This is a genomic window from Catellatospora sp. NPDC049111, assembly GCF_040648615.1.
GTDB lineage: Bacteria > Actinomycetota > Actinomycetes > Mycobacteriales > Micromonosporaceae > Catellatospora > Catellatospora aurea.
Genome location: NZ_JBEZEB010000002.1, coordinates 48,796 through 74,447 on the forward strand (window position 1 = coordinate 48,796; position 25,652 = coordinate 74,447).

17 protein-coding genes are annotated in these 25,652 nt (G+C 72.8%); 6 read left to right on the plus strand and 11 right to left on the minus strand.

The annotated features are described in order from the left end of the window. Positions 1 to 51 precede the first annotated feature (51 nt). The 7 genes from AB0B66_RS02835 to AB0B66_RS02865 form a co-directional block, all read right to left on the minus strand. Complete coding sequence (locus tag AB0B66_RS02835) at positions 52 to 1,035, minus strand: glycosyl hydrolase (protein WP_360521911.1); 984 nt, start codon at positions 1,033 to 1,035, stop codon at positions 52 to 54. 1 nt (position 1,036) lies between these two features. Next, positions 1,037 to 1,789 (minus strand): SAM-dependent methyltransferase, encoded by a 753-nt coding sequence (locus AB0B66_RS02840; protein WP_360521914.1) that lies wholly within the window; start codon positions 1,787 to 1,789, stop codon positions 1,037 to 1,039. 53 nt (positions 1,790 to 1,842) lie between these two features. Then, complete coding sequence (locus AB0B66_RS02845; RefSeq protein WP_360521917.1) at positions 1,843 to 3,501, minus strand: polysaccharide biosynthesis C-terminal domain-containing protein; 1,659 nt, start codon at positions 3,499 to 3,501, stop codon at positions 1,843 to 1,845. Next, positions 3,498 to 4,370 carry a sulfotransferase gene (locus tag AB0B66_RS02850; RefSeq protein WP_360521920.1) on the minus strand — a complete coding sequence of 291 codons (873 nt, stop codon included), beginning with the start codon at positions 4,368 to 4,370 and terminating at the stop codon, positions 3,498 to 3,500. Before AB0B66_RS02850 ends, AB0B66_RS02845 begins: the two co-directional genes overlap by 4 nt. A 95-nt stretch (positions 4,371 to 4,465) precedes the next feature. Then, complete coding sequence (locus AB0B66_RS02855) at positions 4,466 to 5,716, minus strand: hypothetical protein (protein ID WP_360521923.1); 1,251 nt, start codon at positions 5,714 to 5,716, stop codon at positions 4,466 to 4,468. 36 nt (positions 5,717 to 5,752) lie between these two features. Further along, positions 5,753 to 7,264, minus strand: coding sequence for a hypothetical protein (locus tag AB0B66_RS02860; protein WP_360521926.1), 1,512 nt, complete (start codon positions 7,262 to 7,264; stop codon positions 5,753 to 5,755). A 5-nt stretch (positions 7,265 to 7,269) separates the two neighbouring features. Beyond that, a complete protein-coding gene (locus AB0B66_RS02865) occupies positions 7,270 to 8,937 on the minus strand; it encodes a lipopolysaccharide biosynthesis protein (RefSeq protein ID WP_360521929.1) in 1,668 nt (555 codons plus the stop codon). 299 nt (positions 8,938 to 9,236) lie between these two features. Here AB0B66_RS02865 and AB0B66_RS02870 point away from each other — a divergent pair, with 299 nt between their 5' ends. Next, complete coding sequence (locus AB0B66_RS02870; protein ID WP_360521932.1) at positions 9,237 to 11,759, plus strand: hypothetical protein; 2,523 nt, start codon at positions 9,237 to 9,239, stop codon at positions 11,757 to 11,759. Between the two features lie 43 nt (positions 11,760 to 11,802). On the opposite strand, the gene cysC is transcribed toward AB0B66_RS02870, so the two are convergent. From cysC to AB0B66_RS02885, 3 genes are all read right to left on the minus strand, one after another. Then, positions 11,803 to 13,323 (minus strand): adenylyl-sulfate kinase, encoded by a 1,521-nt coding sequence (gene cysC, locus AB0B66_RS02875; RefSeq protein ID WP_360521935.1) that lies wholly within the window; start codon positions 13,321 to 13,323, stop codon positions 11,803 to 11,805. A gap of 251 nt (positions 13,324 to 13,574) precedes the next feature. Then, a complete protein-coding gene (gene ppc, locus AB0B66_RS02880) occupies positions 13,575 to 16,376 on the minus strand; it encodes a phosphoenolpyruvate carboxylase (protein ID WP_360521937.1) in 2,802 nt (933 codons plus the stop codon). A gap of 299 nt (positions 16,377 to 16,675) precedes the next feature. Then, positions 16,676 to 17,443, minus strand: a complete 768-nt coding sequence (locus AB0B66_RS02885; RefSeq protein WP_360521940.1) for an SDR family oxidoreductase — start codon at positions 17,441 to 17,443, stop codon at positions 16,676 to 16,678. Between the two features lie 282 nt (positions 17,444 to 17,725). Between AB0B66_RS02885 and AB0B66_RS02890 the strand changes: the two genes are divergently transcribed. The 3 genes from AB0B66_RS02890 (at position 17,726) to AB0B66_RS02900 (ending at position 22,558) form a co-directional block, all read left to right on the plus strand. After that, the gene (locus AB0B66_RS02890) at positions 17,726 to 18,178 is read left to right on the plus strand and encodes a hypothetical protein (protein WP_360521943.1); all 453 of its coding nucleotides are present in this window, start codon (positions 17,726 to 17,728) and stop codon (positions 18,176 to 18,178) included. Positions 18,179 to 18,411: 233 nt separating this feature from the next. After that, positions 18,412 to 22,008 carry a transcription-repair coupling factor gene (gene mfd / locus AB0B66_RS02895; RefSeq protein ID WP_360521946.1) on the plus strand — a complete coding sequence of 1,199 codons (3,597 nt, stop codon included), beginning with the start codon at positions 18,412 to 18,414 and terminating at the stop codon, positions 22,006 to 22,008. A 67-nt stretch (positions 22,009 to 22,075) separates the two neighbouring features. Further along, positions 22,076 to 22,558: a methylated-DNA--[protein]-cysteine S-methyltransferase gene (locus AB0B66_RS02900; protein WP_360521949.1), complete on the plus strand. Its 483-nt coding sequence runs from the start codon at positions 22,076 to 22,078 to the stop codon at positions 22,556 to 22,558. Positions 22,559 to 22,723: 165 nt separating this feature from the next. On the opposite strand, the gene AB0B66_RS02905 is transcribed toward AB0B66_RS02900, so the two are convergent. After that, entirely contained in the window at positions 22,724 to 23,902 is a 1,179-nt protein-coding gene (locus AB0B66_RS02905; protein ID WP_360521952.1) for a hypothetical protein, read from the minus strand. 126 nt (positions 23,903 to 24,028) lie between these two features. On the opposite strand from AB0B66_RS02905, the gene AB0B66_RS02910 reads away from it, so the two are divergent. Further along, positions 24,029 to 24,718, plus strand: a complete 690-nt coding sequence (locus tag AB0B66_RS02910; RefSeq protein WP_360521955.1) for a hypothetical protein — start codon at positions 24,029 to 24,031, stop codon at positions 24,716 to 24,718. Then, entirely contained in the window at positions 24,715 to 25,650 is a 936-nt protein-coding gene (locus AB0B66_RS02915; protein WP_360521958.1) for a MazG family protein, read from the plus strand. The genes AB0B66_RS02910 and AB0B66_RS02915 overlap by 4 nt, the downstream gene beginning before the upstream one ends. Positions 25,651 to 25,652 lie beyond the last annotated feature (2 nt).

The following is a 25,652-nucleotide window of genomic DNA, read 5'->3' on the forward strand; positions in this document are numbered from 1 at the left end:
GGCGCGGCGGTGGGGCGGTGGGGCGGTGGGGCGGTGGGGCGGTGGGTGGGGTCAGCGGCGGAAGTGGGGGTGGGTGGCGGTGTCGCGGAAGGCTTCGAGGGGGGCCTGGTCGGGGCGGAGGGCGAATTCGCCGGCCGGGGTGCGGTTGTCGGGGTTGGACTCGAAGTAGAGGACGGCCTTGATCTGGGTGTTGCGGCGGAAGACCGCGGCGGCGTCGCGGAGCCAGGAGGCGCGCTGGCCGGCGGTCCAGGCGCGGGAGACGCCGTACTCGCCGATCATGATGGGGTGCGGGTGGGCGGCGGCCCAGCGGAGGAACGGTTCGAGCAGGTCGCCGAGGGGGGTCAGGTCGGAGCCCGCGTACACGTCGACGCAGGTCCAGTCGACCTGGTCGTCGCCGGGGTAGTAGTCCGGGGCGCGGCCGGCGGTGAAGCCCTCCTCGGTCGGGCACCACACCCAAGACACGTTGTCCGCGCCCTCGTCCGCGAACAGGGCGCGGGTGTGCCGCCAGGCGGCGACGTACTCCTGCGGCGAGCCGACCTCGGCGGCCAGGTTGGGCCGGTCCATCTCCCAGCGCAGCCGCACCAGCACCGGCACGTCCAGCTCGCGCGCCTGCCGGGCGCGTTCGCGGATCTCGTCGTCGTGGTCGCCGAGGACGACCTCGGCGCTGGGCCCGCCGGTCCAGCTGAACATCAGCGTCGCCCCGGACTCCAGGAACGTCCGGTCGGAGCTGGTGCCGAACTCCTCGCGCAGTCGGCGGTACGTGTTGACGACGTCGAGCCGCCGCCCCAGCTCCTGCTCGAACTCCACGACGCCGGTGACCCGGCCGGCCTGGGTCAGGCTGTCGGGGCGCACCCATGCGCCGAGCAGCGCGCCGGTCGCGGGCGCGGCGACGGGCCCGCCCGCCGCGGCGGGCGCGACGGGGGAGCCGGGCGGCGGGGACACCGCGATGCCGCGGTCCGCCGGGGGAGGGGAGCCGCACGTGGCGAGCATGGCCACGGTGGCCACCCCGGCGAGGATCCGCAGCGGGCGGGTCATGTCAGTCGACGGGCCGGGTGCGGCGGGCGACGTACAGGACGTTGACGGCCCACTTGCCGCCCCAGCCGGTGCGGGCGACGACGTCGTCGACGAGCTTGGCCAGGGTGCGCAGCCCGCGCCGGCCGTACCAGCCCTGCGTGAACAGGGCGAAGCCGCGCTGCTCGACGATGGTGAAGCCGTGCCGGTCGAGCAGTTCGGCGACCTCGGTGTGGTCGAGTTCGGCGAACCAGGGCGAGCCGGTGTGCCGGGCGTGGCGCAGGTGGCGCAGCGAGTGCCGGTTGCCGTGGTTCTCCACCACGAGCAGGCCGGCGTCGTAGTTGGGCAGCACCTTCGCGGAGAACGCGATGGCCCGCTCGCGTACGTCGTTGTCCACGTTGAGCAGCAGCCGGAAGATGGTGACCAGGGCCGGGATCTCGGTCGGCGTCGGGTCGGGAACCTCGCCCTCGGCGGCGACCAGGTGCAGCTCGGCGTACGCGCCGACCTCCTCGGCCTTGGCCAGCATCGCCGCGGACGTGTCGTAGCCGTGCGCACCGCGGACCAGCCCGTGCAGGATGCGGATGGCCCGGCCGGTGCCGCAGGCGAAGTCGTGCTGCACGGGACGGCGGTAGGGGAACGCCCGTTTCGCCAGGCGGCGCAGGTAGGCGCGTTGGCGCCGATTTATCGCCGAGGCGTAGCTGTCCGGGGCGTATACGACGTGCTCGTACTTCTCGACCGTCGCCTCGTCCTGGAAGATCTCGGTGTAGTCGGCGCGCATGCGGTTCGTGTTCCTTTTCTTCTCTGAGTGGTGCTGTCGGTGCTTCCGCTCCGCTAGCCCTGCGAAGCGGTCTTGACGGTGTTCCGGCGGCCGGGCCGGGCGGCGGCGAGCAGTGCCGGGAGTCCCAGCCGGTCCTGGAAGCGGCGCAGCCCGCCGAAGTAGACCCCGGCGGCGAGCACCAGGGCCGCGCCCGCGCCCACCGGCTGGCTCGGCACGACCAGCCGCACCAGCCACGGCACGACGCCGAAGCTGGTGGCGGCCAGTGCCATCGCGGTACGCGTGCCGGAGCCGAAGGGGTGCAGCCGCATCGAGGTGGCGAGCTGGGCCAGCGGCAGCAGGTTGTTGACCGCGACCGCGGCGGCCAGGCCGATGGCGGCTCCGAGCACGCCGAGCCGGGGGATCGCGACCAGGTCGATGGCGACCATGGTGACCAGCGCCAGCAGCACGTTCATCAGGTTCCAGGTGGTGCGCCCGGCCATCGAGAGCACCATGTCGACCATGCCGCAGCCGGTGCTGATCAGCATCGCCGCGGCGAGCACCTGCACGGCCGGGGCGGCCGCGGTATAGGTCGCGCCGAACAGGCCGAGGTAAAGGTCGGCGTAGGTGGCCACGATGAGGTGCAGCGGCCAGCTGATCATCACGAGCCAGGCGGTGGCGGTCTGGTAGAGCCGCAGGGCGCCCGCCCGGTCGCCGACCGCGAGGGTCTCGGCCAGCCGGGGCTGCACCACCTGGGCGATGGAGCCGTTGGCGAGCTGTCCGAGCACGACGAAGCGCCCGGCCACGGCGTACGCGGCGGCGGGCGCGAGCCCGGCCAGCCCGGCGACCATGAGCACGTCCACCCGCTGCAGCGCGGTCTGCGCGGCGTTGGCCAGCGCGCGGGGGGCGGTGTAGCGCCAGAACGCGGAGCCCACGGTGCGCCCCTCGATCCGGGCGGCGATCCGGTCGCGGCGGGTCAGCGTCGGCTCGTGGTGCCAGCGCCGCCACACCAGGAACGCGGCGATCGCGGCCCCCGGCACATACGGCAGCACCCAGGCCAGCGCCCAGGTGGACGGCGGCGAGACGATGTCGGACAGGGCCAGCACGGCCAGCGAGCCCACGCACAGCAGCTGCGTGGCGGGCCGCATGATCTTTTCGAGCAGCACGGTCGGGCGCATCATGCGGTAGCCGCGGGTCGCCGCGAGCAGCGCTTCCGACAGCGCCGCCACCGGCAGGAACAGGGCCAGCATGGTGAGCGGGGCGGCGTACTCGGGCACGAAGTGCTCCGCGGTCAGCCATACCGCGATGCCCAGCGCCAGGCCGAGTACCGCGACCGGGACCAGGCCGCTGCGCAGGCACGGACCGATCAGCTCGGGGCGGCCCTGGGCCCGTAGCCGGGCCGGCCAGTAGACCAGCGCCGTCGTCGTGCCCAGCCGCGCGATGCCGCCGACCAGCACGAACGCCGAGGTGGCGGCGAAGAAGGACCCCGCCGCGACCGGGCCCAGCCCGCGCGCGACGAGCCAGGTGACACCGACCCCGGCGACGGCGGCCAGCGCCGCGCCCGCGAGGTTGGCGACGCCACCCCGGGCCAGGCCGGCGGTGTCGCCGGAACCGCCCGGTGGTGGCGACCCTGCAGGACCCGTCCGACCCGGCAGACCTGGCGGAACGTCGGCGAGCCCGACGCTGCCGCTGCCGCGCGCCGCGCCGGTGGCCGGTGCTGCTCGGCGCGCGCTCATGCGCGCCAACTCGGGGTGCGGCCCAGCCAGGTCGCGAGTTCAGCGTCGTGCGGCGCGTAGTGGGCGGTCAGCTCGGCGCGCAGCCGGGCCGGCATCGGCGCGCTGCGCGGCCGGGCGTTGTGCTGCTCGAACTGCGGGTAGCTCAGCTGCGGCAGGTCGAGGAACGTCAGCACCTCGTCGTAGGTCGGGCGCGGGTCGCTGAAGAAACGTTCGCTCTCCACCACCAGGATCCGGTCGCGGCCCACCTGCTCGGCGAGGCGGCGCAGGTAGACGGCGTACTCGCCGCGCGAGCGGTAGCCGTGGTGCTGGTGCGAGAAGGAGTACGCGTGCTGGTCGGCGAGCAGCCGCTCGCGCTGCCCGCGCAGCCGGGCCGGTTCCAGTTCGAGCGCCTGCGCAAAGTCGGCGACGGTCTCGAAGCCTCGCGCGACCTCGTGCGCGTGCTGGGAGTAGGCGCGCTCCACCGGGTCGCGGACCAGCACGATCAGCTTGACGTCGGGCAGGTCGCGGGCGATGCGCGCGCCCGCGTGCGGGTGGTACAGGTAGTACGGGCTGGACTCGAAGGTCTGCGGGCGTACGCCCAGTTCCCGCTCGATGCGGGCGGCGGTGCGCCGCAGCGGGAAGTGCCCCTGGTACCAGGCCCGGCCGCGGTGGTAGCTGGTGTCGAAGTAGTGCACACCTTTGTGCAGCACCGCTTTGAGCACGGCGGGGTGCGCGGCCAGCGCCCGGTAGAGCGAGGTGGTCCCGCACCGCTGACCGCCGCAGATCAGGAACGACGGCAGCATGCGCGCGCCCGAGGTCATCCAGCCGACCGAGCGGGAGCCGATGTGGACCACCCGCTTGACCGACTCGGGCACGTTCGACGTCTTCACTGGCTCTCCATGGGCGGGTTGGCGCGAGACCCGCTCCGGATCCCGCGCAGTCGCCGGGGCGGCGTCAGCTGCACGGGAACCGGAACGGGGTTCATCTAGAGGGACCGGACCTTGCGGATCAGCACGGGCAGCAGCCAGGTGCCGGTGACGCCGAGGCGGGCCCCGGCCTCGGCCTGGCGGTCGCTGAGGTACCGCGTGGCGAGGTCCACCAGGTACAGCAGCGCCACGATCTCGGCGCTGCCGGGCGCGACGTCGAACGGGGCGAGCAGCGCCGGCGCCTGCCGCACCGTGGACTCGACCGCGGTCTGCGCGTCCACCCCGTCCTGGATCTGGCGCTGCAGGTCGTGATGCACAGCGTCGAAGCCGAGCGGCACCCCGGGCGTGAACCGCTCCCAGTCCCAGATCAGCAGCGACTCGGCGACGTTGGCCATGTTCCACGGGGCCCAGTCGCCGTGCCACGCGCCGAAGCGCAGGTTCAGCTCCGCGGCGTGCTCGACCAGCGCCCGCGCCGCCTCGAACAGCTGCGCCACCTCGGTCGCGGCCCGGCCCGAGCCCTCGGGGGTGTCGGCGACCAGCTGGCACAGCCGGTTGCGCAGGTCCGCCCAGTACGGGCTGGTGGCCAGCCAGCCCTGGGTGAGTCCGCAGGCGCCGGCGACCTCGGCCATGGCGCGCTGCAGCCGGGCAGGCGACAGCGGCACCCGTGGCTCCCACACCGGCAGCGCGGACTGCACCAGCACCTGCATGCCCCGCCACTGGCCGGCGTGCAGGATGCTCGGCACCACGATCTCGGGCAGCTGCACGTGGGACAGCGCGGACAGGGCCGCGGTCTCGGCGCGCACCAGCCGCCGGGTGAGCGGCCCGACCCCGAACTTGGCGAAGCCGATGGTGCCGCCCCGCGGGTCGAGCAGCTGCAGCACCGGCTTGCGGTTGGCGCGTACCGGTCCGATGTGGATGCTGACCTGCAGTGGCGTGCCGAGCGCGGTGGACAGGAAGTGGTCGACGGTGTCGGTGCCGCCCTCCCGGGAGGTCAGCCGGACCCGGTCGCGCACCAGCGTGGACCAGGCGCCGGAGCGCAGCGCCATGGCGACCGCGTCGCGCTTGAGCCGGCCGAGCCGGCCCTGCGGTTCGGAGAACCGGCGCACCGCGGCGGCGGCGACCCGGCGGGAGCCCGCGGGCACCAGCAGTTTGCACCGCCGGGCGTCCGGGATCGCCAGGTACTCCACCACGCGGCGGCCCTCGGTGGCGGTGGAGCAGCCCGGGTAGAGCAGTTCCAGCACCTCGCGCAGGTACTGCCCGCGCAGCTGCGCGTCGCCGGTGTCCACCGCGGCCGTGCCGACCGCGGTCACGCGGGACCCCGGGTTGAACGCTCGCTGCTTGTCACGTCAGCTCCTCCGCTGGTGTCCGTTATGTCCCACGGGCTCAACGGAGCTGGGCGCGATCTGGAAGCGGGAGTTGCGCCACAGCACCACATATCCGAGGAAGGTGAAGGCCAGCGGCGTGACGAGCGAGTTGTACCAGAGCGCGGCGACGAACGAGCCCGCGATCGCGGCCGAGGCGGCCAGCCCGAGCGCGGAGCGGTCCCGGCGGAACCGCCACAGCGCGAGGCCGAAGAAGCCGAAGTAGGTCAGGGTGCCGGCCAGGCCGTGCGCGTACAGCAGCTGCCACAGCTGGCCGTTGCCGCCGACGGTGAAGTTGCCGCAGCGCTCGCACGCCGCCGACTCGCCGACCGCGATCGACTGCCGGCCGCCCTGGGTGCTGCGGGTCGAGCCGAAGCCGAGCACCGGCGACTCGGCCACGCCCGACACGGCCCGCTCGGTGAGGAACATGCGCACCCCGTTGGACTTGCCGTTGTCGAGGCGGCGCTCGATGACCCCGCCGAGCGGGGTGGTGGCCAGCGCGACGGCCAGCCCGGCCAGCACCACTCCCAGGGCGACCAGCGCCCGCAGCCGCCCCGCGAGGGCCTGGCGCACCGCGATGAAGACCGCCGTCGCGCCCAGGCCTATCCACAGTCCGCGGTTGAGCGAGTGCACGACGGGGATGACCGACACGGCGAGCACGCCGACGGCCAGCAGCCGGGTGCGGGGGCGGCTCGGGAAGGCGAACACCGCCGCCACGAACCACACCACCAGCAGGCAGAAGTTGTTGCCCCAGGTGTTGGTGTAGCCCCAGGGCGCGGCGGGGCGCGGCAGCGGGTCGCCGACCAGGTCCATGATCTGTGCGGCGTACGGGTGGACCAGCGACTTCACGAAGCCCTTGCCGCGCACCCCGTCGGGCAGCAGCAGCTCGACCGGCGAGGTGAACTCGAAGTGCCCGGCGAACGTGCCGAGCAGCCCGCCGGCCACGGTCACCGCGAACATCCAGGCCAGCAGGTTCACCAGCCGCCGCTGCGGCAGCACGGCCGCCGACAGGTTGCCGGCGTACACCAGCAGCACCGTCAGGGCCAGGTGCTGGACGAGCTTGTAGACCGGTGCGGTGATCCGCTCACCGAAGGTGGCGCCGACGGTGCCCGCCGGGTCCACGTCGAGCACGCCGAAGCCGACGACGGTCACCGCGCAGAACGCCAGCCACAGCCAGAACGCGGGCGGCAGCCGCACCGGCAGCCCCGACGCGTGCCGCCGGTAGAGCTGCCAGGCCATCGGCACGGCCATGATCGGGAAGATCAGCACGCCCAGGCCGAGCGCCCACCACAACGGGTACAGCGCGAGCAGCGCGGTCAGCGGCCAGGCCGGTCCGAACAGCAGGCTGGGGCGGGCCGGTGCGATGGTCGGCGCGGCGACGCCGTCCGGGGCACCGGCCCGCAGGGCCCGGGAGCCCGTCGGAGCGGCCGCTCGGTGTACATCCGGAGCGCTGCGGAGGATGGACGACCGGTTAAGGCCGCGGAGCGGGCTCCGCATGTCGATCATTGCCGATGGGCCTCGTCCAGCTCGGTCAGGGCCGAGGCGTCCAGTGGGGCCAGCATGATCGTCTGCTCGTCGGCGTGCGGCTTGTGGCCGTTGGTGGCCGCGTCGACCGGTCCCTCGTCCTCGCTGAGCAGCGGCCGTCCGGTCGGCTCGGCGGGCGTGGTCTCGCTGTCGGTCGTGGACGGCGTGCGGCGGGCCCGGTGCGGCAGCCGCGGCATCATCACGCCGCCCAGCAGGGGCGTGCCGACCCGGCGCAACTGCTCGGCGGCGTCGGCGACCTCGGGGCGGCTGGTGCGCCGGGTCTCCACCGCGAGGATCGCGGCGTCGGCCAGGCTGGCCAGGCTCTGCGCGTCGGCGCTGGCCGACGTCGAGGGGGCCTCGACCACCAGGTAGTCGGCGTGGGCGCGCAGCGTGCCGATGATGTCGCGAAGCGCGTGCGACTGCAGCATGCCTGCCGCGGTGGCGGTGCCGCCGGTCGTGATGACGTGCAACGAGGGGGTACGCGCCGCGCGCTGCGTCGCCTCGGCCAGGCTGACCCGGCCGGCGAGCACCTCGGACAGTCCCGGGGTCGGCGCGACGCCGACGAGCCGGGCCAGCGGCGCGGCCTCGGTCAGCGAGTCGGGCAGCTGCGCGCCGATGAGCACCACCTCGGCGCCGGTACGCGACAGCGCGGCGGCCAGGTTCGCGGCGACCAGCGTGGCGGCCGGGCCGCGGCTCGCTCCGGTGACCACGACGACCTGCTCGCCGGGGCGGAACGCGGCGACGACCTCGTTGCGCAGCCGGTTGAAGGCACGCCCGCCGGGGCTGAACGGGGTGAAGACCTCCGTGCAGCCCGTGCCCTTGCCGGGCACCGCGCCGAGCACCGCCACGCCGCTGCGGGCCAGGTCACGCCCGGCGCGTACGCGCTTGTCCAGGCGTTCGCGCAGGGCCGCGACGCCGAGCCCGGCCAGCAGCCCGAGCAGCGCGCCCGCGGCGTAGTTGACCGCCGCGGTCGGCTTGACCGGGCGGCCGGGCACGCGGGCCTCGCGGATGACCGTGCCGGCGCTGACCGTCTCGGTGGCCAGCTGGTTCACCTTGTTGTTGAGCTGGTTGATCTGGGTCACCGTGGTGTCGCGCTGGCTGTCCAGGGTGGCGTAGTTCGAGCTCTTCGGGCTGGCGTCGGAGAGCTTGCTGTTGATCTTCGTGAGATCTTCGGTGAGGTCCTTGATTTTGTCGCGCAACGCCGCTGCCTGGCGCTCCAGCTCCGCCTTCGCGTTGCCCTCCCGGTTGGCCAGGTAGGACTGTGCGAACGCCTTGGCTCCGGCCTGCGCCTCCTCGGGCACCGACGCCGCGTAGTTGATCTGAAGGACCGCGGTGTTCGGCGGCACCTCGACCGAGACCGCGCCCGCGAGCACGTCCACGTCCTCGCGCTGGAGCACCTTGGCGGCTCCGGCGACCACGGCGGTCGAGCGCATGAGCTGCGCCTCGGTGTCCAGGTTGATCTCGTCGCGGGTGCGGCCGCCGGCCACGTTGGCGTCCAGCCCGGCCGGTCGCACCAGCACGGACGCCGTGGAGACGTACTCGCGCGGCAGTGATTCGTTGTACGCCGCACCGCCGGCGGTGCCGGCCAGGGTCAGCAGCACGGCGATCCACCAGTGACGGGCGATCAAACCCAGGTAGTCGCTCATGTCGTACGACGAGGGGGGAGGCCCGGCGTATGTCGCGTCCACGGCGTGTGGCCCTTCTCCGGCGTTGTTGCGTCCGGTGAGGTCAACGGTCCGGCGGTAACGACGTAACTAGGCATATCGGCCGATACCTGCGCAATGACCGTTCGTGCAGGTGAGAGGCCTGCGTGGTGCCAAGCGGCAGTTAGCGCGTTCTTCGGCGAAAAGCTCGCAAACAAGACACAACGGTTATGATGCCCCAGAGGGTACGCGGATTCGGACAGAAATCTGAGTGCCCGCTTTCGGGGGAAGGGGGCGACCTGATGAGTAGGACGCGAATCGGCATCGCGGTCACCGTCACCATGTCCACGCTGGCCTCGGCAGTGCTGCTCGGCCTGGTGGCGGGGCGGCTGTCCGCGCCGCCGACACGGGTCACCGTGTCCGAGGACTCGTACACGATGAGCACCGAGCCCGGCGTCACCGCCGGCAGCCGGCTCTACCTCACCGCGGGCGGGGTGGGCGGTGGCGCGGCGGTCAGCTACCTCAAGTTCGACGTCGAGCTGCCGGCCGGCCGCCAGCCGAAGAAGGTGTGGCTGTGGCTCGGCCGGCACAGCGGCCCGCTGCCCCGGCTGGTGGAGCTGACCACCGTCCCCGACACCCGCTGGCGGGAGGGCACCCTCACCGCCGAGTCCGCGCCCCGGCTGGGCAGCGTGGTGGGCAGCGTCGCACCGGGCCGCTTCGACCGGGCGGTCGCCTTCGACGTGACCCGCGTCGTCCGCCGCTCCGGCCGGTACGCCTTCGCGATCACCGCCCCCAGCAGCACCGAGGTCGCCCAGTTCGTGGCGGGCGAAGCCCGGGCCGACAGCACCACGACCGGCCCGCCGACCATCACCTTCGAGTGGAACGAGCCCGCCGCGCCGACCCTGCCGCCACCGGCCGACCAGCCCACGACCGCGCCGAGCCCGTCCGGGACGGGCGCGCCCGAGCCGACCGTGACGCCGTGGCCGGGCACGACGTTCGACCCGAGCGCGACGCCCCTGCCGTCCGCCGCCCCGGACCCGTCCACTCCGGTCGACCCGGCCACCGACCCCAGCCCGGTCCCGAGCGGCACCTTCGCGACCGACCCGGTCTACGAGCCCGAGCCGAGCCCGGCCGCCCCGAGCGACGAGCCGACCACCCCGGGCCAGCCCGGCGCCCCCGACCCGTCGACCGCTCCCGACCCCGAACCCGGCTCCGAGCCGAGTGCGGAACCGGACCCGAGCACCGACCCGGGTCAGCAGCCCAGCCCCGACCCGGGCACCCAGCCCGGCGACCCAGGCACCGAACCGGGTCCCGGCACGGAGCCTGGGCCTGGCACCGGACCTGGCACCGAACCCGGACCTGGCACCGAGCCGAGCACAGGACCGGACCCCGGCACCGAGCCGAGCACGGGTCCACAGCCCGGCACCGAGCCCACCGCAGGCCCGGACCCCGGCACGCAGCCGAGCCCCGATCCCGGCACGGAACCCGGTCCCGCGCCAGGTCCTGACCCGGGACCCGGGCAGCCCGATCCGGGCACCGAACCCGGCCCGGAGCCCAGCCCCGGCGTCCCGCCGGTCGAGCCGACCGACCCGCCGGTCACCGAACCGAGCATGCCGCCGGTCATCGACCCGACCGAGCCGCCCGCGACCGAGCCGAGCACGCCACCGGCTACCGATCCGAGCACGCCGCCCGGGACCGACCCGAGCGTCCCGCCGGTCGTCGACCCGAGCACCCCGCCCGGGACCGACCCGAGCACACCGCCCGGGACCGACCCGAGCACACCGCCCAGCACGGATCCGAGCGCGCCGGTGTCACCCGGCCCAAGCGTGCCGCCCACCTCGCCGTCGCCGTCGACCGACCCGAACCTGCCGGTGGAGTGCGTGATCGGGCAGGCGCTGGTGCCGACCTGCGGAGCCCTGTGGGGCGTCGCGCCGGGCGCGCACACCTCGCAGAACCGCATCCAGGCGCTGTACGAGTTCGAGCGGCGCACCAACCGCCAGCAGGTCGTCTACCACGCGTACCACCGCGGCACCTCGCTGTTCCCCACCGCGCAGGAGCTGTCCATCACCAAGGATCCGCTGCACAAGCGGGTGCTGTTCCTCAACTGGAAGCCGCAGGGCGTCAGCTGGGCCGGCATCGCCCGCGGTGACGCCCGCACCGAGGCCTACCTGGACCGGCTGGCCGTGCACATCCGCGGCTCGCTGCGCGACCAGTTCTTCTTCACGATGAACCACGAGCCGGAGAACGACGTCATCGCGCGGCCCGGCAGCGGCATGACCGCGAAGGACTACGCCGCGGCGTACCGGCACGTGGTCACCGGGCTGCGCGCCCGCGGCGTGACCAACCTGGTCTCGGTGATGTGCTACATGGCGTTCGTGCCGTGGAACGTCAAGGACTGGTTCGAGGACCTGTACCCCGGCGACGACGTGGTGGACTGGGTCGCCTGGGACACCTACGCCTACAGCGACCCGGGCTACGGCTACGGCGACTTCGCGGAGATGATGAACCGCAAGTCGGGCAGCCGCAAGGACTGGCCGGGCTTCTACAACTGGGCCGCGACGTCCTTCCCGGACAAGCCGCTGATGCTGGGCGAGTGGGGCGTGTGGCACTCCCGCAACAACCCGCAGCACCAGGCCAGGTTCTTCGACTCGGCGCGGCTGCAGCTGGAGCTGTTCCCGCGGCTGAAGGCGCTGGTCTACTTCGAGTCGCCGAGCGCCGAGGAGGGCCGCAGCTCGATGATCGACATGACCTCGACGGGGCTGTCCTCGTTCCAGCAGTTCAGCAAGCATCCGGCCTTCGACATCGTGACCGGACCGGCCTACTGAGCCCGACCGCGACGGCCCGCCTGGTGGCGGGCCGTCGCGCTGCTCAGCTGCGGGGGTTGATCCAGCCCTCTTCGCCCAGGAACACCAGCACGGTGTCCACGGCGTCGTCGATGGTGCCCTCCGAGGTGTCGAGCACCAGCTCGGCGTCGGTCGGCACCTCGTACGGGTCGTCGATGCCGGTCATCCCGGTGATCTGCCCGGCGCGGGCGCGGGCGTAGAGGCCCTTGCGGTCGCGCTGCTCGCACACCTCGATCGGGGTCGCCACGTGCACCAGCACGAAGTCGGCCCCGGCGGCGGTGGCCATGGCGCGGGCGTTGGCGCGGGCGCTGGCGTACGGCGCGATCGGGCAGCAGATGGCCATGCCGCCGTGCCGGGCCGTCTCCGCGGCGACCCACCCGATGCGGCGGATGTTGAGGTCGCGGTCGGCCTTGCTGAAACCGAGCCCGGCGCTCAGCTCGCGGCGCACCACGTCGCCGTCGAGCACGGTCAGGCTGCGCTCACCGGTCTCCAGCAGCGCGTCGGCGACGCCGCGGGCCACCGTGGACTTGCCGGAGCCGCTGAAGCCGGTGAAGAACAGGACCACACCGCGCTGGCGGCGGGGCGGGCGGGCCTTGGACAGCTCCCGGGCGACCGCCGGGGGCGTGTGCCACTCCGGCAGCGGCAGGCCGTCGTCGAGCAGCCCGGCGATCTCCTCGTCGGTGAGCGCGATGCGCTCGAAGCGCTCGGGCACCTCGTCGCGGTCGCGCCACTGGCCGTCCCGGCTGTCGTAGACCAGCTCGCGCGGGATCAGCACGCGCGGGCCGCCGCCGGACATGGTGGTGGCCGTGCCGAGCAGGTGCGTGGCGCCGTACGCGGCGGCGACCCGGGCCCGGATCAGGGCGTCGGTGATCTCGTTGCCGCGGCTCGCCAGCGGGATGGCGACGATCACGGGCTCGTTCATCCGGTCCCGCGCGGCCAGCACGCAGCGCACCAGCGACTCCGAGGTCAGGCCGTCGGGGCCGGGCGCGCCGACCGGCACCAGCACGACGAGCTGGGCGTTGAGCTGGCGGGCGGCGTGGTTGAGCTGGGCGAGCTGCGGGCGGTGCAGCGGCCGGTCGGCGAAGTAGCCGAGCACCCGCTGCGCGGTCAGCAGCCCGCGGACGTGGTCGGTGGGCATCCGCAGCCGGTCGAACGGGGCCCGCCCGCCGTCGCCGTACCGGGTGACCGGCCCGGCGACGCCGCACCAGCCCTCGCGGGTCGGCCACACCTCGGCGACGTCGAGCCGGGCGACGGGTGCGCCCTCGGCGTCGGTAAGCACGAGTGGCGGGGCGTCGGCGACCTCGATGCCGTCCAGCATCCCGGCCGGCACCTCCAGCTTGACCTGCAAAGGCCAGGGGCGTCCGTCGACGAGCCGGGAGGTGGCCGCCACCGAGCGCAGGTCGTCGCGGCCGAGGAAACCGCCGAGCGGCGCGTACGCCCCGGCCAGCAGCAGTTCGAGGTCGGACAGCTCGGTCGGGTTGGGGGTCCACGTGGGGGCGCCGCGCAGCGCCTCGTCGCCGATCACCCGTTCGCTCCGCTCGCTCACGTCTGCTCCTGCCTCCCCAGCGTCGGCATCGCACCGCGACGCTCCACTGTTGCCCATGACCTCTGCCCGGCTGACCGCCGCTGTCGCGGCGCGTCAAGCGACGCACCGTGTTCCGCAGGTGACAAGTGTGGCAGCAGTGCGCACCCCGGTCGAGTGCATCACGCCCATGATGAGATCGTGCCGCGGTTTCGGCGAAGTAACGCCCGCCGATATGTCCGGTAGGCGTGACTTCGCCGAAACATTCAGTCCGTTCAGCCTGTGTTGCGCATCCCGGCGGCGATGCCGTTCACGGTCGTGAGCAGTGCCCGCTCCAGGGTCGGGTCGGTGGTCGGTGCGCGGCGGCTGCCCGGTGCGGTGGCCACCGCCCGGCCGGCCAGCCCGGCGTCCCGGTACTGGCGCAGCAGCGCCACCTGAAGGTGGTGCAGCGGCTCCAGGTAGGTGTCGCGCACCCCGAGCGTACGCCGCAGCACCGGCTGCGACTCCAGCAGCGCCGACTCGCCGGTGATCGCGAGCACCTCGGCGACGCTGCGCTCGTACTCCTCCTCGATGCTGTCGAAGATGGGCAGCAGCGGTCCGGGGACCAGGGTCTGCACGTAGCCGCGGGCGATGGTGAGGTCGGTCTTGGCCAGCATCATCTCCACGTTGGACAGGAACGTCCCGAAGAAGTGCCAGCGCTCGAACATCTCCCGCAGGTCGTCGGCCAGACCAGCCTCGCGGGCGGCGCGCAGGCCGGTGCCGACGCCGAACCAGCCCGGCACGATCTGGCGGGACTGGGTCCAGCCGAACACCCACGGAATGGCGCGCAGGCCGCCCAGGCCCGCGCCGGAGTCGGGCCGCTTGGCCGGGCGGGAGCCGATGTTCAGCGCGCCCAGCAGCTCGGTCGGCGTCGCCGCCCAGAAGTACTCGGGCAGCTGCGGGTTCTCCACCAGCTCGCGATACTTCACGAAGGCCGCGTCGGAGACCACGGTCATCGAGCTGTCCCACTTGGCCAGCGCCTCGTCGGGCTGGCGCGGGGTGGTGTGCAGCAGCGTCGCCTGCAGCACCGCGGCCACGGTCAGCTCCAGGTTCTCCCGGGCCAGCGCGGGCAGCGTGTACTTGTCGGAGATGACCTCACCCTGCTCGGTGACCTTGATCGCGCCGTCGAGCGTGCCGTACGGCTGGGCCAGGATCGCCTCGTGGGTGGGGCCGCCGCCGCGGCCGACCGTGCCGCCCCGGCCGTGGAACAGCCGCAGCCGCACGCCGTGCTTGGCGGCGATGTCGCGCAGCGAGCGCTGCGCCTTGTGGATGGCCCACTGGCTGGTCGTGATGCCGGCCTCCTTGTTGGAGTCGGAGTAGCCCAGCATCACCTCCTGCACGTCGCCCCGCGCCCGCACCAGCGCCCGGTACGGTGCCAGGCTGAGCAGCTGGTCGAGGATCTCGCCACCGGCCCGCAGCTCGGCGACCGTCTCCAGCAGCGGCACGAACCCGATCGAGGCCCGCGGCGCGTGCGGGTCCACCAGGCCGGCTTCCCGGGCCAGCACGGCCGCCGCGAGCACGTCGTCCACCCCTCGCGTCATCGAGATGATGTACGACTCGACGACGTCCTCACCGAAGCGCTCCTGCGCGGTGCGGATCGTGCCGAACACGTCGTAGGTCTTGCGGGCCGAGTCGGTCAGCGGGCTGTCCACGCTCGACAGCGGCCGCCGCCCGGTCAGCTCCTTGGCCAGCAGCGCGATGCGCTCCGTGCGGCTCAGCGAGGCGTAGTTGGTGACCTCGCCGACCTGCGTGTAGAGCTGCGCCAGCACCGCGTGGTGCGCGTCGGCGTGCTCGCGCACGTCCATCGTCGCCAGGTGCAGGCCGAACGCGCTCACCGTGCGGATCACCGAGGCGAGCCGGCCCACCGCGGTGAGCTGCCCGGCGTTGCGGGCCAGCGAGGCGCGCATCAGCTCCAGGTCGGCGACCAGGTCGCGGGTGCCCCGGTAGTCGCGGCCGGGCACGTGCTCGGTGCCGCGGGCCAGCCGGGTCCGGGTGTTGGCGAGCTTCGCCCGGATGCAGCGGGCCTTGAGCCGGTACGGCTCCTCGGCGTTGACGCGGCGGAAGCGCTCGTCGACCTCGGCCAGCGCGTCCAGGTCCTTGGCCAGGCTGGCGGACAGGTCCAGGGACACCCCGCGCAGCCGGCGCGACACCGACACCTCGTTGATCAGTTCTTCGAGGGCGTGCTCGACCGCGCGGATGCCGTGCTCGTGCTGCAGCAGCAGCACGTCGCGGGTGACCGCCGGGGTGACGTACGGGTTGCCGTCGCGGTCGCCGCCGATCCAGGTGCCGAACGTCAGCGGGCGGGTGGTCGGGGCGGTGTCCACCCCGAGGCGCTTGAGGGTCTCGGCGAGGTCGTCGAGCACCTGCGGCGCGGCGTCGTCGTAGAGGTCGCGCAGGTAGTAGACGGCGTTGCGGGCCTCGTCGGTCGGGTCCGGCCGGTCCAGACGCAGCTCGTCGGTCTGCCACAGGAGGTCCAGCAGCTCCGACAGGCGGCGGTCGTTGAGCGCGGTCTCGCCGTACAGGGCGGCCGCGGCGAACTCGCCGTCGAGCTGGTCGGCGACGCCTCGCAGCTTGGTCAGGATCGAGCGGCGGGCCGCCTCGGTCGGGTGCGCGGTGAACACCGGCCGGATCGCCAGCCGGCGGGCGGCCGCCGCGATCTCGCTGGCGGGCACGTTGCGCTCGGCGATCAGCTTGGCGGTGGAGTCGAGCCAGCCGCCGTGCACGGCGCGGCGGCGGCGCAGCTCGCGGGCCCTGTGCACCTGCTCGGTGATGTTCGCCAGGTGGAAGTACGTGGAGAAGGCCCGGGCCAGCAGGGTCGCCGTGGAGACGTCGAGGCCGCCGAGCTTCACGGCGGCGGTGTCGGCGTCGCTGCGCACCAGCGCGCGCACCTCTTCGACCAGGTCGAGCAGGCCGCGGCCCTCCTGGCGGGCCAGGGTCTGGCCGAGCAGGCCGCCGAGGCGGCGGATGTCGGCCCGCAGCGCCGCGTCCGCGCCGTCCGGATCGCCGTCGACGTCCGGGTGATAGGTCAGCTCGCTCACCGCGCTGTTCCTTCCGTGGGTACGAAGGACGGCGCTGTCCTGCGGTGGATGCTACTGCCCGAGTGCCGGAAGCGGCGCTGTGACGCGGGCCATCCCACCATTCGCGATCATCTCCGCCCCACCCACAAGATCACCCGACTTGCCCGGCACCTGTGCGTATCTTGACGGCTCATCCGCCCAGGTGCCCGGCAAGCCGAACGATCAAGGGCACCCGGCGTGTCCCGGTGGCCGGGACGGCGAGCGCCTGGCCACGGGCCGGAAGTTCAGCTGCGGCCGCCGGCCGGTCGTGGGGCGGCGGCTCAGGCGACGTGCGTTCCCCAGCCGCCGGCGGAGTCGACGATCTGACCGGTGATCCACTCGGCGTCGGGGGAGCAGAGCCAGCCGACGAGCTTCGCCGTGTCGGCGGGTGTGCCCCAGCGCTTGGCCGGGAAGCGCTCACGGACCCAGACGTGGGTCTCCGGATCGGCCCAGCCGGTGTCGTTCGGGCCGGGGTTGACCGCGTTCACGGTGATGCCGCGTCCAGCCAGCAGGACCGAGAAGTCCCGGGTCAGATACTCGATCGCGGCCTTGCTCGCGGCGTATGCCAGCTCGCCGGTCATCGGGCCGAGCCGCTGCCCGGAGGTGAACAGCACGACCCGGCCCGGCCGGGTGTCGTCATGCGCGGCGGCGTACGCCTGGACCAGGAGCATGTTGGCCCGCACGTTGACGGTCAGGTGCCGGTCGATCTCGTCGGCCGCCAGCTCGCCCAGGGGCGTGGATGTCGAGTACGTGTGGCAGGACACCAGGGTGTCGAGCCCGCCGAACCGCTCGACGGCCGCCGCGACCAGCGCCTCCGGCCCGCCCGGGACGGTCAGGTCGAACGGTTGCCAGTGCGCGCCGAGTTCGGCGGCAAGCGCGGCCGGGTCGCCGCCGAGCAGCCCCTGCTCGGCGTCGTACGTCGGGTGGCCGGTGATCATGACGCGGTACCCGTCGGTGGCCAGCCGCCGGGCCACCGCCGCGCCGATGTTGGCGGTCCGCCCCACGCCGGTGACCAGCGCGACGGGTCGATAGGCAAGATCGTGAGTCATCGGCTCAGACGATAGGGGCGTGCCGAAACCGGTGCAAGCCGGAAACATCCATAAGCAGGTTATGTAGATGCGATCTACGTAGACGCCATCTACATAACCGTTCGGGAGGACGTTTTCGCAGGTCGGGGAGTGTGCGGCAGTGTTTCCGCAGCGTACGGCAGCGGGTGCGCGGCGGTCCGGCAGCGCGATGCCGCACGATCGTCGTCGTCAACCGCCCCGACCGGTCGCCACCTGCGCAGACGGTTCGTGGGGCGAATCCCCGTGCAAGAAAGAGGAACCCTCATGCGTCGTGCGCTCGCGGCCGTCTTCCTGGGCGGCGTGCTGCTCGCCACCGCCGCCTGCGGCACCGAGGCGGAGCCGGAGGCCGCGGCCCCCGACTACTCGGCCAACACCAAGACCGTCTGCACCTCGCTGGAGGAGGTGCTCTCCGGCAAGACGCTGGAGAAGGAGACCACCGACGCGCTGGCCGTGGCGCTCAAGGACAAGAAGACCCGGGCCGCGATCGAGAAGGCCTCGATCGCGGTGATGAAGGACGTCTTCACCAACTGGGCGGCCGGCATCGAGGCCGAGGCGGCCAAGGCCGAGGACCCGCAGTTCAAGGCCGACATCAAGGGCTTCGCCGACGCGCTCAAGGCCGAGGTCGAGAAGATCAAGAAGCTGGACGACGCCGACAAGATCACCGACGGCGCCGCCGTCACCGCGGCGGGCGAGAAGCTGGACAAGTACTGCGCCTGACGCCCGCACGGCCGCCCGTCGCACGCGGCCGCCCAAGATCGATCGACTTGCCTGGCACCTGGGCGAATACCGTCCCAAGATTCGCACAGATGCCAGGCAAGTTCGACGATCAAGGTGGGGTCGGGCCGGGCCCCGCCGCGCGTCGGGGGCGTAAACCGGTCGGCGGGCAGGAGTAGGCTCGACGACGAAACCCCGTACCTGCCTGGTTGCGGGGCTTTCGCCGTGGCTTGCCCATGGCCCGTGCGCACCGGGCGGGAAGGCGCTTACCCGTGAACCTCACCGGACTCCTCCAAGCCGCGACAGCCGACCCCGCGCTGGCCCGAGCCACCGACCTGGCCCGCACCGAACCACAGCTCGACCTGACCGCCCCGGCGTCGGCCCGCCCGTTCCTGGTGGCGAGCGCCGCCAGGCAGCGCCCCGTGCTGGTGGTGACCGCGACCAGCCGCGAGGCCGAGGACCTGGCCGAGGCGCTGGGCGAGTTCCTCGACCCGGCCACCGTGGCGGTGTACCCGGCCTGGGAGACCCTGCCGCACGAGCGGCTGTCGCCGCGCTCGGACACCGTCGGGCGGCGGCTGGCCGTGCTGCGCCAGCTCGCCCACCCCGAGGGCCGCCCGCTGAGGGTGCTCGTCGCGCCGGTGCGCAGCATGCTGCAACCCCAGCTCAAGGGGCTCGGCGACCTGGAACCGATCGACCTGGGCCAGGGCACGGTCGCGCCCCTGGACGAGCTCACGCACACGCTGCACGATCTCGCGTACGCCCGGGTGGATCTCGTCACCAAGCGCGGCGAGTTCGCGGTGCGCGGCGGCATCCTCGACATCTTCCCGCCCACCGACGAGCACCCGTCCCGGGTCGAGTTCTGGGGCGACGAGGTGGAGGACATCCGCACCTTCGCCGTCGCCGACCAGCGCACCATCGCCAAGGTCGACCGGCTGTGGGCCCCGCCGTGCCGGGAGCTGCTGCTCACCCCGGACGTGCGCGAGCGCGCCGCACAGCTCGCCGCCGACCATCCGGCGCTGGAAGAGATGCTGACCAAGCTGGCCGAGGGCATCCCGGTCGAGGGCATGGAGTCGCTGTCCCCGGCGCTGCACCACGGCCGCGACTCGATGCAGCTGCTGCTGGACTGCGTGCCCGGCGACACCCTGGTGCTGCTGGCCGACCCGGAGCGCATCCGCACCCGGGCCCACGACCTGGTCCGCACCTCCGAGGAGTTCCTGGAGGCGAGCTGGGCCGCGGCCGCCGTCGGCGGCAAGGCCCCGATCGACCTGGGCGCCGCCGCCTTCAAGACCCTCGCCGAGGTACGCGGACACGCCGCCGCTCTGGATCTGCCCTGGTGGACGACGTCCCCGTTCGGCCTGGTGGCCACCGAGAAGGCCGCCGACGAGCCGTGGTTGGACACCCCCGAGGTCGAGGTCGCGCCGGACACCGGAGCCGTGCTGACCTGGTCGGCGACCCAGCCGACGGTGTACCACGGCGACACCGCGAAGGTGATCGCCGACGTGAAGGGCTGGCTGGCCGACGGCTGGCGGGTGGCGCTGGTCTTCGAGGGCCACGGGCCGGCGCAGCGTTCGGTCGAGGTGCTGCGCGACGCGGGCGTCGGCGCGGTGCTGGTCGAGCAGATCGCCGACCTGCCGGACCCGGGTCAGGTCGTGGTGAGCTGCGGACGGCTGCGGCTCGGCCTGGTCGACGAGGCCGCGAAGCTCGCCGTGCTGACCGGGGCGGAGATCTCCGGCGGGCGCGGCACGGGCACCCGTGAGCTGGGGCGCATGCCGTCCCGGCGGCGCAACACCATCGACCCGCTGGAGCTGCGCGCGGGCGACTTCGTGGTGCACGAGCAGCACGGCATCGGCAAGTACGTCGAGCTGGTCCAGCGCAAGGTCAACGGTGCGGACCGGGAGTACCTGGTCATCGAGTACGCCGCCAGCAAGCGCAACCAGCCCGGCGACCGCCTGTTCGTGCCCACCGACGCCCTCGACCAGCTCTCCCGCTACGTCGGCGGGGAGCAGCCCACGCTGCACAAGATGGGCGGCGCGGACTGGCAGAAGGCCAAGGCGCGCGCCCGCAAGGCGGTCCGCGAGATCGCCGCGCAGCTCATCCAGCTCTACGCCGCCCGGCAGGCCGCCCCCGGCCACGCCTTCGGGCCGGACACCCCCTGGCAGCGCGAACTGGAGGACGCGTTCCCCTACCAGGAGACGCCCGACCAGCTCTCGGCCATCGAGGAGGTCAAGGCCGACATGGAGAAGTCGGCCCCGATGGACCGGCTGATCTGCGGCGACGTCGGCTACGGCAAGACCGAGATCGCGGTGCGGGCGGCGTTCAAGGCGGTGCAGGACGGCAAGCAGGTCGCCGTGCTGGTGCCGACGACGCTGCTGGCGCAGCAGCACTACAACACGTTCTCCGACCGGATGGCGCAGTTCCCGGTGGTGCTGCGGCAGCTGTCGCGCTTCGCGACCCCGAAGGAGGCCGAGGAGACGCTGAACATGGCTGCCGAGGGCCGCGCCGACATCATCATCGGCACCCATCGGCTGATCCAGAAGAGCACCCGGTTCAACCGGCTCGGCCTGGTCATCGTCGACGAGGAGCAGCGCTTCGGCGTCGAGCACAAGGAGCGCCTCAAGGAGATGCGCACCAACGTCGACATGCTGACCATGTCCGCGACGCCGATCCCGCGCACCCTGGAGATGTCGATCACCGGCATCCGGGAGATGTCCCAGATCACCACGCCGCCGGAGGAGCGCCACCCGGTGCTCACCTACGTCGGGGCCTACGACGACAAGCAGGTCGCCGCCGCGATCCACCGTGAGCTGCTGCGCGACGGCCAGGTGTTCTACCTGCACAACCGGGTCGAGACCATCGACAAGGCGGTGCGCCGCCTCCGGGAGCTGGTGCCCGAGGCGCGGGTCGTCGCCGCGCACGGGCAGATGGGCGAGGAGGCCCTGGAGAAGGTGATGGTCGGCTTCTGGGAGAAGGAGTACGACGTCCTGGTCGCGACCACCATCATCGAGTCCGGCATCGACATCCCGAACGCGAACACGCTCATCCTGGAGCGGGCCGACCTGCTCGGCCTGGCCCAGCTGCACCAGATCCGGGGCCGGGTCGGGCGGGGCCGCGAGCGCGCGTACGCGTACTTCCTCTACCCGCCGGAGAAGCCGCTCACCGAGCAGGCCCACGAGCGGCTGGCCACCATCGCCCAGCACACCGAGCTGGGCGCGGGCATGTACGTGGCGATGAAGGACCTGGAGATCCGCGGCGCGGGCAACCTGCTCGGCGGCGAGCAGTCCGGGCACATCGAGGGCGTCGGCTTCGACCTGTACGTGCGTATGGTCGGCGAGGCGGTGCAGCAGTTCAAGGGCGGCGGCGCGGCGCAGGAGGAGGCCGCCGAGGTCAAGATCGACCTGCCGATCGACGCGCACCTGCCGCACGACTACATCGACTCCGAGCGGCTGCGCCTGGAGATCTACCGCAAGCTCGCCTCGGCCCGCGACGAGGCGGCGCTGCAGGAGGTCGTCGCCGAGTTGACCGACCGTTACGGCGAGCCCCCCGCCCCGGTCGCCAACCTGGTCGCGGTCGCCAAACTGCGGATGACCGCGCGGGCGTACGGCCTGACGGAGATCTCCCTGCAGGGCAAGCACGTGCGGTTCGGCCCGCTGGAACTGGCCGACTCCAAGCAGCTGCGGCTCAAGCGCTACCACCCCGACTCGGTCTACAAGACGGCGAATTCACAGGTCAGCGTGCCCACGCCGATGAACCGCCGGGTTGGCGGCGAGCCGCTGCGCGACCAGGCGCTGCTGGACTGGTGCGCCCAGCTCCTGAAGGACGTGCTCGGCTCATGAGCGAGCGCAGCGAGCGAATCACGGAGCCCAGCACGCACGGTGTCGACGAGCGAAGCGAGGAGACGCCGTGAGCCGCCGCTGGACCGTCGTGGACACGCCCATCGGGCCGCTGAGCTGCGCGATCGATGACATCGGGCTGTGCTCGGTGCAGTTCGGCGCGCTGGAGGTAGCGCAGGAGGTGGACCCGCTGCTCGACGACATCGCCGAGCAGTTGCGCGCTTACTTCGCGGGAGAGCTGGTGGAGTTCACCCTGCCCGTGTCGGTGCGCCGGGGCAGTGACTTCGAACGGGCGGTCTGGGCCGAGCTGTCCCGCATTCCGTACGGGGAGACGCACACGTACGGCCAGGTGGCGCGGGCGGTCGGCGAGCCCGACGCGGCCCGCGCGGTCGGCGTGGCCTGCAACCGCAACCCGGTCGCCGTGGTGGTCCCGTGCCACCGGGTGGTCGGCGCGGGCGGCAAGCTCGTCGGCTTCGGCGGCGGCCTGCCCGCCAAACGCCACCTCCTCGAACTCGAAGCCCGCGTTCGCATGGAACACGACTGGCTCGCCTGACCCCCTTGATCGTCCGACTTGCCGGGCAGATGTGCGTATCTTGAGCACGCTTTCGCCCAGGTGCCAGGCAAGTCGAGCGATCAAGCACCGCAGCGCGGGCCCGGGACGCCGAAGGGGTGGCCCGGACAATGTCCGGGCCACCCCTTCGGGTGTGCGATGGGCGGGTCAGGCCCGCCGGCGGTTCGTGACGACGGCGATGGCGGCCCAGCCGAGCGCGAGGACGGCGAAGCCGTAGCCGAAGGCGGGGTAGTCGATCGGCGGGGCGCCGATGAAGAAGTCCTGCAGCCAGGTCGCGCCCGCGGTGGCCGCGGTGGTGACGGCCGCGCCGAAGACCGCGGCGATCAGGGCGAGGCCGAGCCCGGACGAGCCCTTCGCGACGGCGACGCGCTCCGGCCCGGCCTGCTGCGGGATCAGCTGCTTCCTCCCCCGTGAGGCGGAGAAGGCCAGGAAGACGATGTCGATAGCGATCGCGCCGGCGAGCAGCAGCAGCGGCGGGATGGACTTCGGGAAGCCCGTGCCGGCTAGCAGCCCCCAGACGACCAGGCGGTATGCCACGTACGAGCCGGCGATCGCGGTGGCGGTGAAACGCGCGCCGACGAGCGCGCGGGCGGCGACCAGCGTCAGCATGGCCGCGCCGGTGATCCAGACCGGGTAGACCCAGGAGTCGACCGGGAGCGCGAAGCCCGTGACCGCGATCTCGTCGACCGGGCGGCCGATCTGGTCGGCGGCGAACTGCAGCAGGATCGGCTCGGCGGTGGGCGCGCCCGCCTTCCAGCTCTCCAGGGAGAGCACGCCGTACTCCTGGTGCTGGCTGGGGAACAGAACGTTCTCCAGGAAGAAGCCCCAGATGAAGGCGCTGATCACGGTGCGGGTGCGGCTCGGCGGGGTGGAGATCCAGTAGCCGCGGGCGACGCCGAGCAGCATGAACGCGGTGCCGATGTACAGCAAGGCGTGGCTGGGGCTCCAGGCGGTGATGTCCAGGCCGTTGATCCGGTGGTTCAGGATGTCGATGGGGATGGCGATCAGGAACGTCGCCGTGCCGCCGACCATCAGACGCTTCGCGATCTTGTCGACGCCCACGTTGTGGTATGCCTGGAACAGCACCAGGGCCACCACGACGACCGTGCCCGCCGTGTTCAGCAGGTGCGGCGGGGCCGCGTCGTCGCGCAGCCACTTGAAGTGCCACGACATGTCCCAGGTCGAGCCCAGCATCTTCAGCGCGAAGGCGACCAGCCAGAGCCGGTAGACGGCGGCGACCACCGCGGGGCCCTGGCCTGCGTCGGGCCCGCTGCGGGCCAGGCCCACCCAGCCCGAGGTGGTACGAGGAAGCGTCTGCGTCGTCACGGCCGGAATTCTGCCGTGTCGGAGGGGGTCTACGCGCCCTCCGAACACCTGAATCCACCCTGAGATCTCCCGGAGTCGCCGTTCGTGAGAGAGTGGCGGCGTAAGCGCCTGTCACTGGAGGATTCCGTGCGCCGTCTGACCGCCGCGGCCGGCATCGCCGTCGCCCTGCTGGCCCTGACCGCCTGCCGGTCGAATCCGAACGTCGCCGCGTACGTGGGGAACACCACGTTCACCGAGGAGCAGGTGACGCAGCTGATCGACGAGGTCAAGAAGATCCCGAACATCGATCCGCAGGCCGTGCCCGACCGTTACCAGGTCGTGCAGATGCTGGTGCTCGACGAGGTCTGCAAGCGCGCCGCCGCCGATCTGAAGGCGACCCTGCCGCCCGTGCAGACCCAGCCGGGGCAGCCCGCGCTGGCCGGTGTGCAGCAGAGCCTGCAGAACTGCCGCGAGAACCTGCCGGTCAAGGGCGTCCAGCCGACCCCCGCGGAGCTGCGCGAGGTCTACGACAACGGCGTGGCGGTGGGCGCGATCAACGCCACCGACCCGGCGAACAGCTTCGACAAGGTCGCCCCGCAGCTGGCCCAGAGCGGTGAGCTGGGTGACGCGCTGGCCAAGCGCAACGTGCTGAAGGACACCGCGGACGCCATGAACGTCTCGGTCAACCCGCGCTACCGCCCGATGAACTTCGCCGTGCTCAGCTTCAACCAGGGCCCGGCGCTCAGCCTCGGCCTCGGCCAGCCGGCCGACGCGGTCAAGGACGGCGTGATCCCGGCGGACACGGCGGCCGAGCCCCAGCCCCAGCCCCAGCAGTGACGGCGGACCGCCGGATCATCCTGCTCGTCACGTCCCCGCGGATGCCCGCGGGGTTGCTCACCGCGGCCGCGTGGGACGTGGTGCGGGCGTTTCCGGTGCTGACCGGTGCGGAGAACGAGCACACCGCCGCCCTGCGCGCCGCGGGTGCGGCGGTGAGCGTGGTGCCGGACGCGAGCGCGGCGACGTTGCTCGACGCGGCGCAGCCGGTGGCCGTGTGGCTGGCCGGGCCGGGCGGCGACGAGTTCCTCGCCCGCGAACTCGGCCTGCGGCTGGCCCGCGAACCCGGCCTCGCCGAGCTGGAGCTGATGTACGGCTCCTGGGACCCGCCCGGCGCGCGCCTGCTCGACGCGGTGGCCGTCACCGACCGGCTGCAGAGCAGCGACCCGTGGCGGCGCGAGCAGACCCACCGCACCCTGGCGAAATACCTGCTGGAAGAGGCGTACGAGGCCTACGACGCGATCGTCGCCGGGGACCACGCGGCCGTGCGCGACGAGATGGGCGACGTGCTGCTGCAGGTGCTGTTCCACGCCCAGCTCGCCCAGGAGCTGCCCGAGGACGAGCGCTGGAACGTCGACGACGTGGCCGGTGACTTCGTGGCCAAGATGATCCGCCGCAACCCGCACGTGTTCGCGGACACCCCGGCCGAGGACATCGAGGAGATCATCGCCACCTGGGAGCGCGTCAAGGCCGAGGAGAAGGGCGGCGAGCGTGCCCCGCTGGACGGGGTGACCTGGTCACTGCCCTCGCTGACGCTGGCCGCCAAGCTGCTCTCCCGGGCCCGCCGCCACGGCCTGCCCGAACCCGCGCCGTCCGACACCCTCGGCGGCCGCCTGCTGGCCCTGGTCGCCGCCGCCGGCGAGGACGCCGACGCCGAAGCCGCCCTGCGCGAGGAACTGCACCACTACGCCGACTCGGTCGCGAACCGTTCTTGATC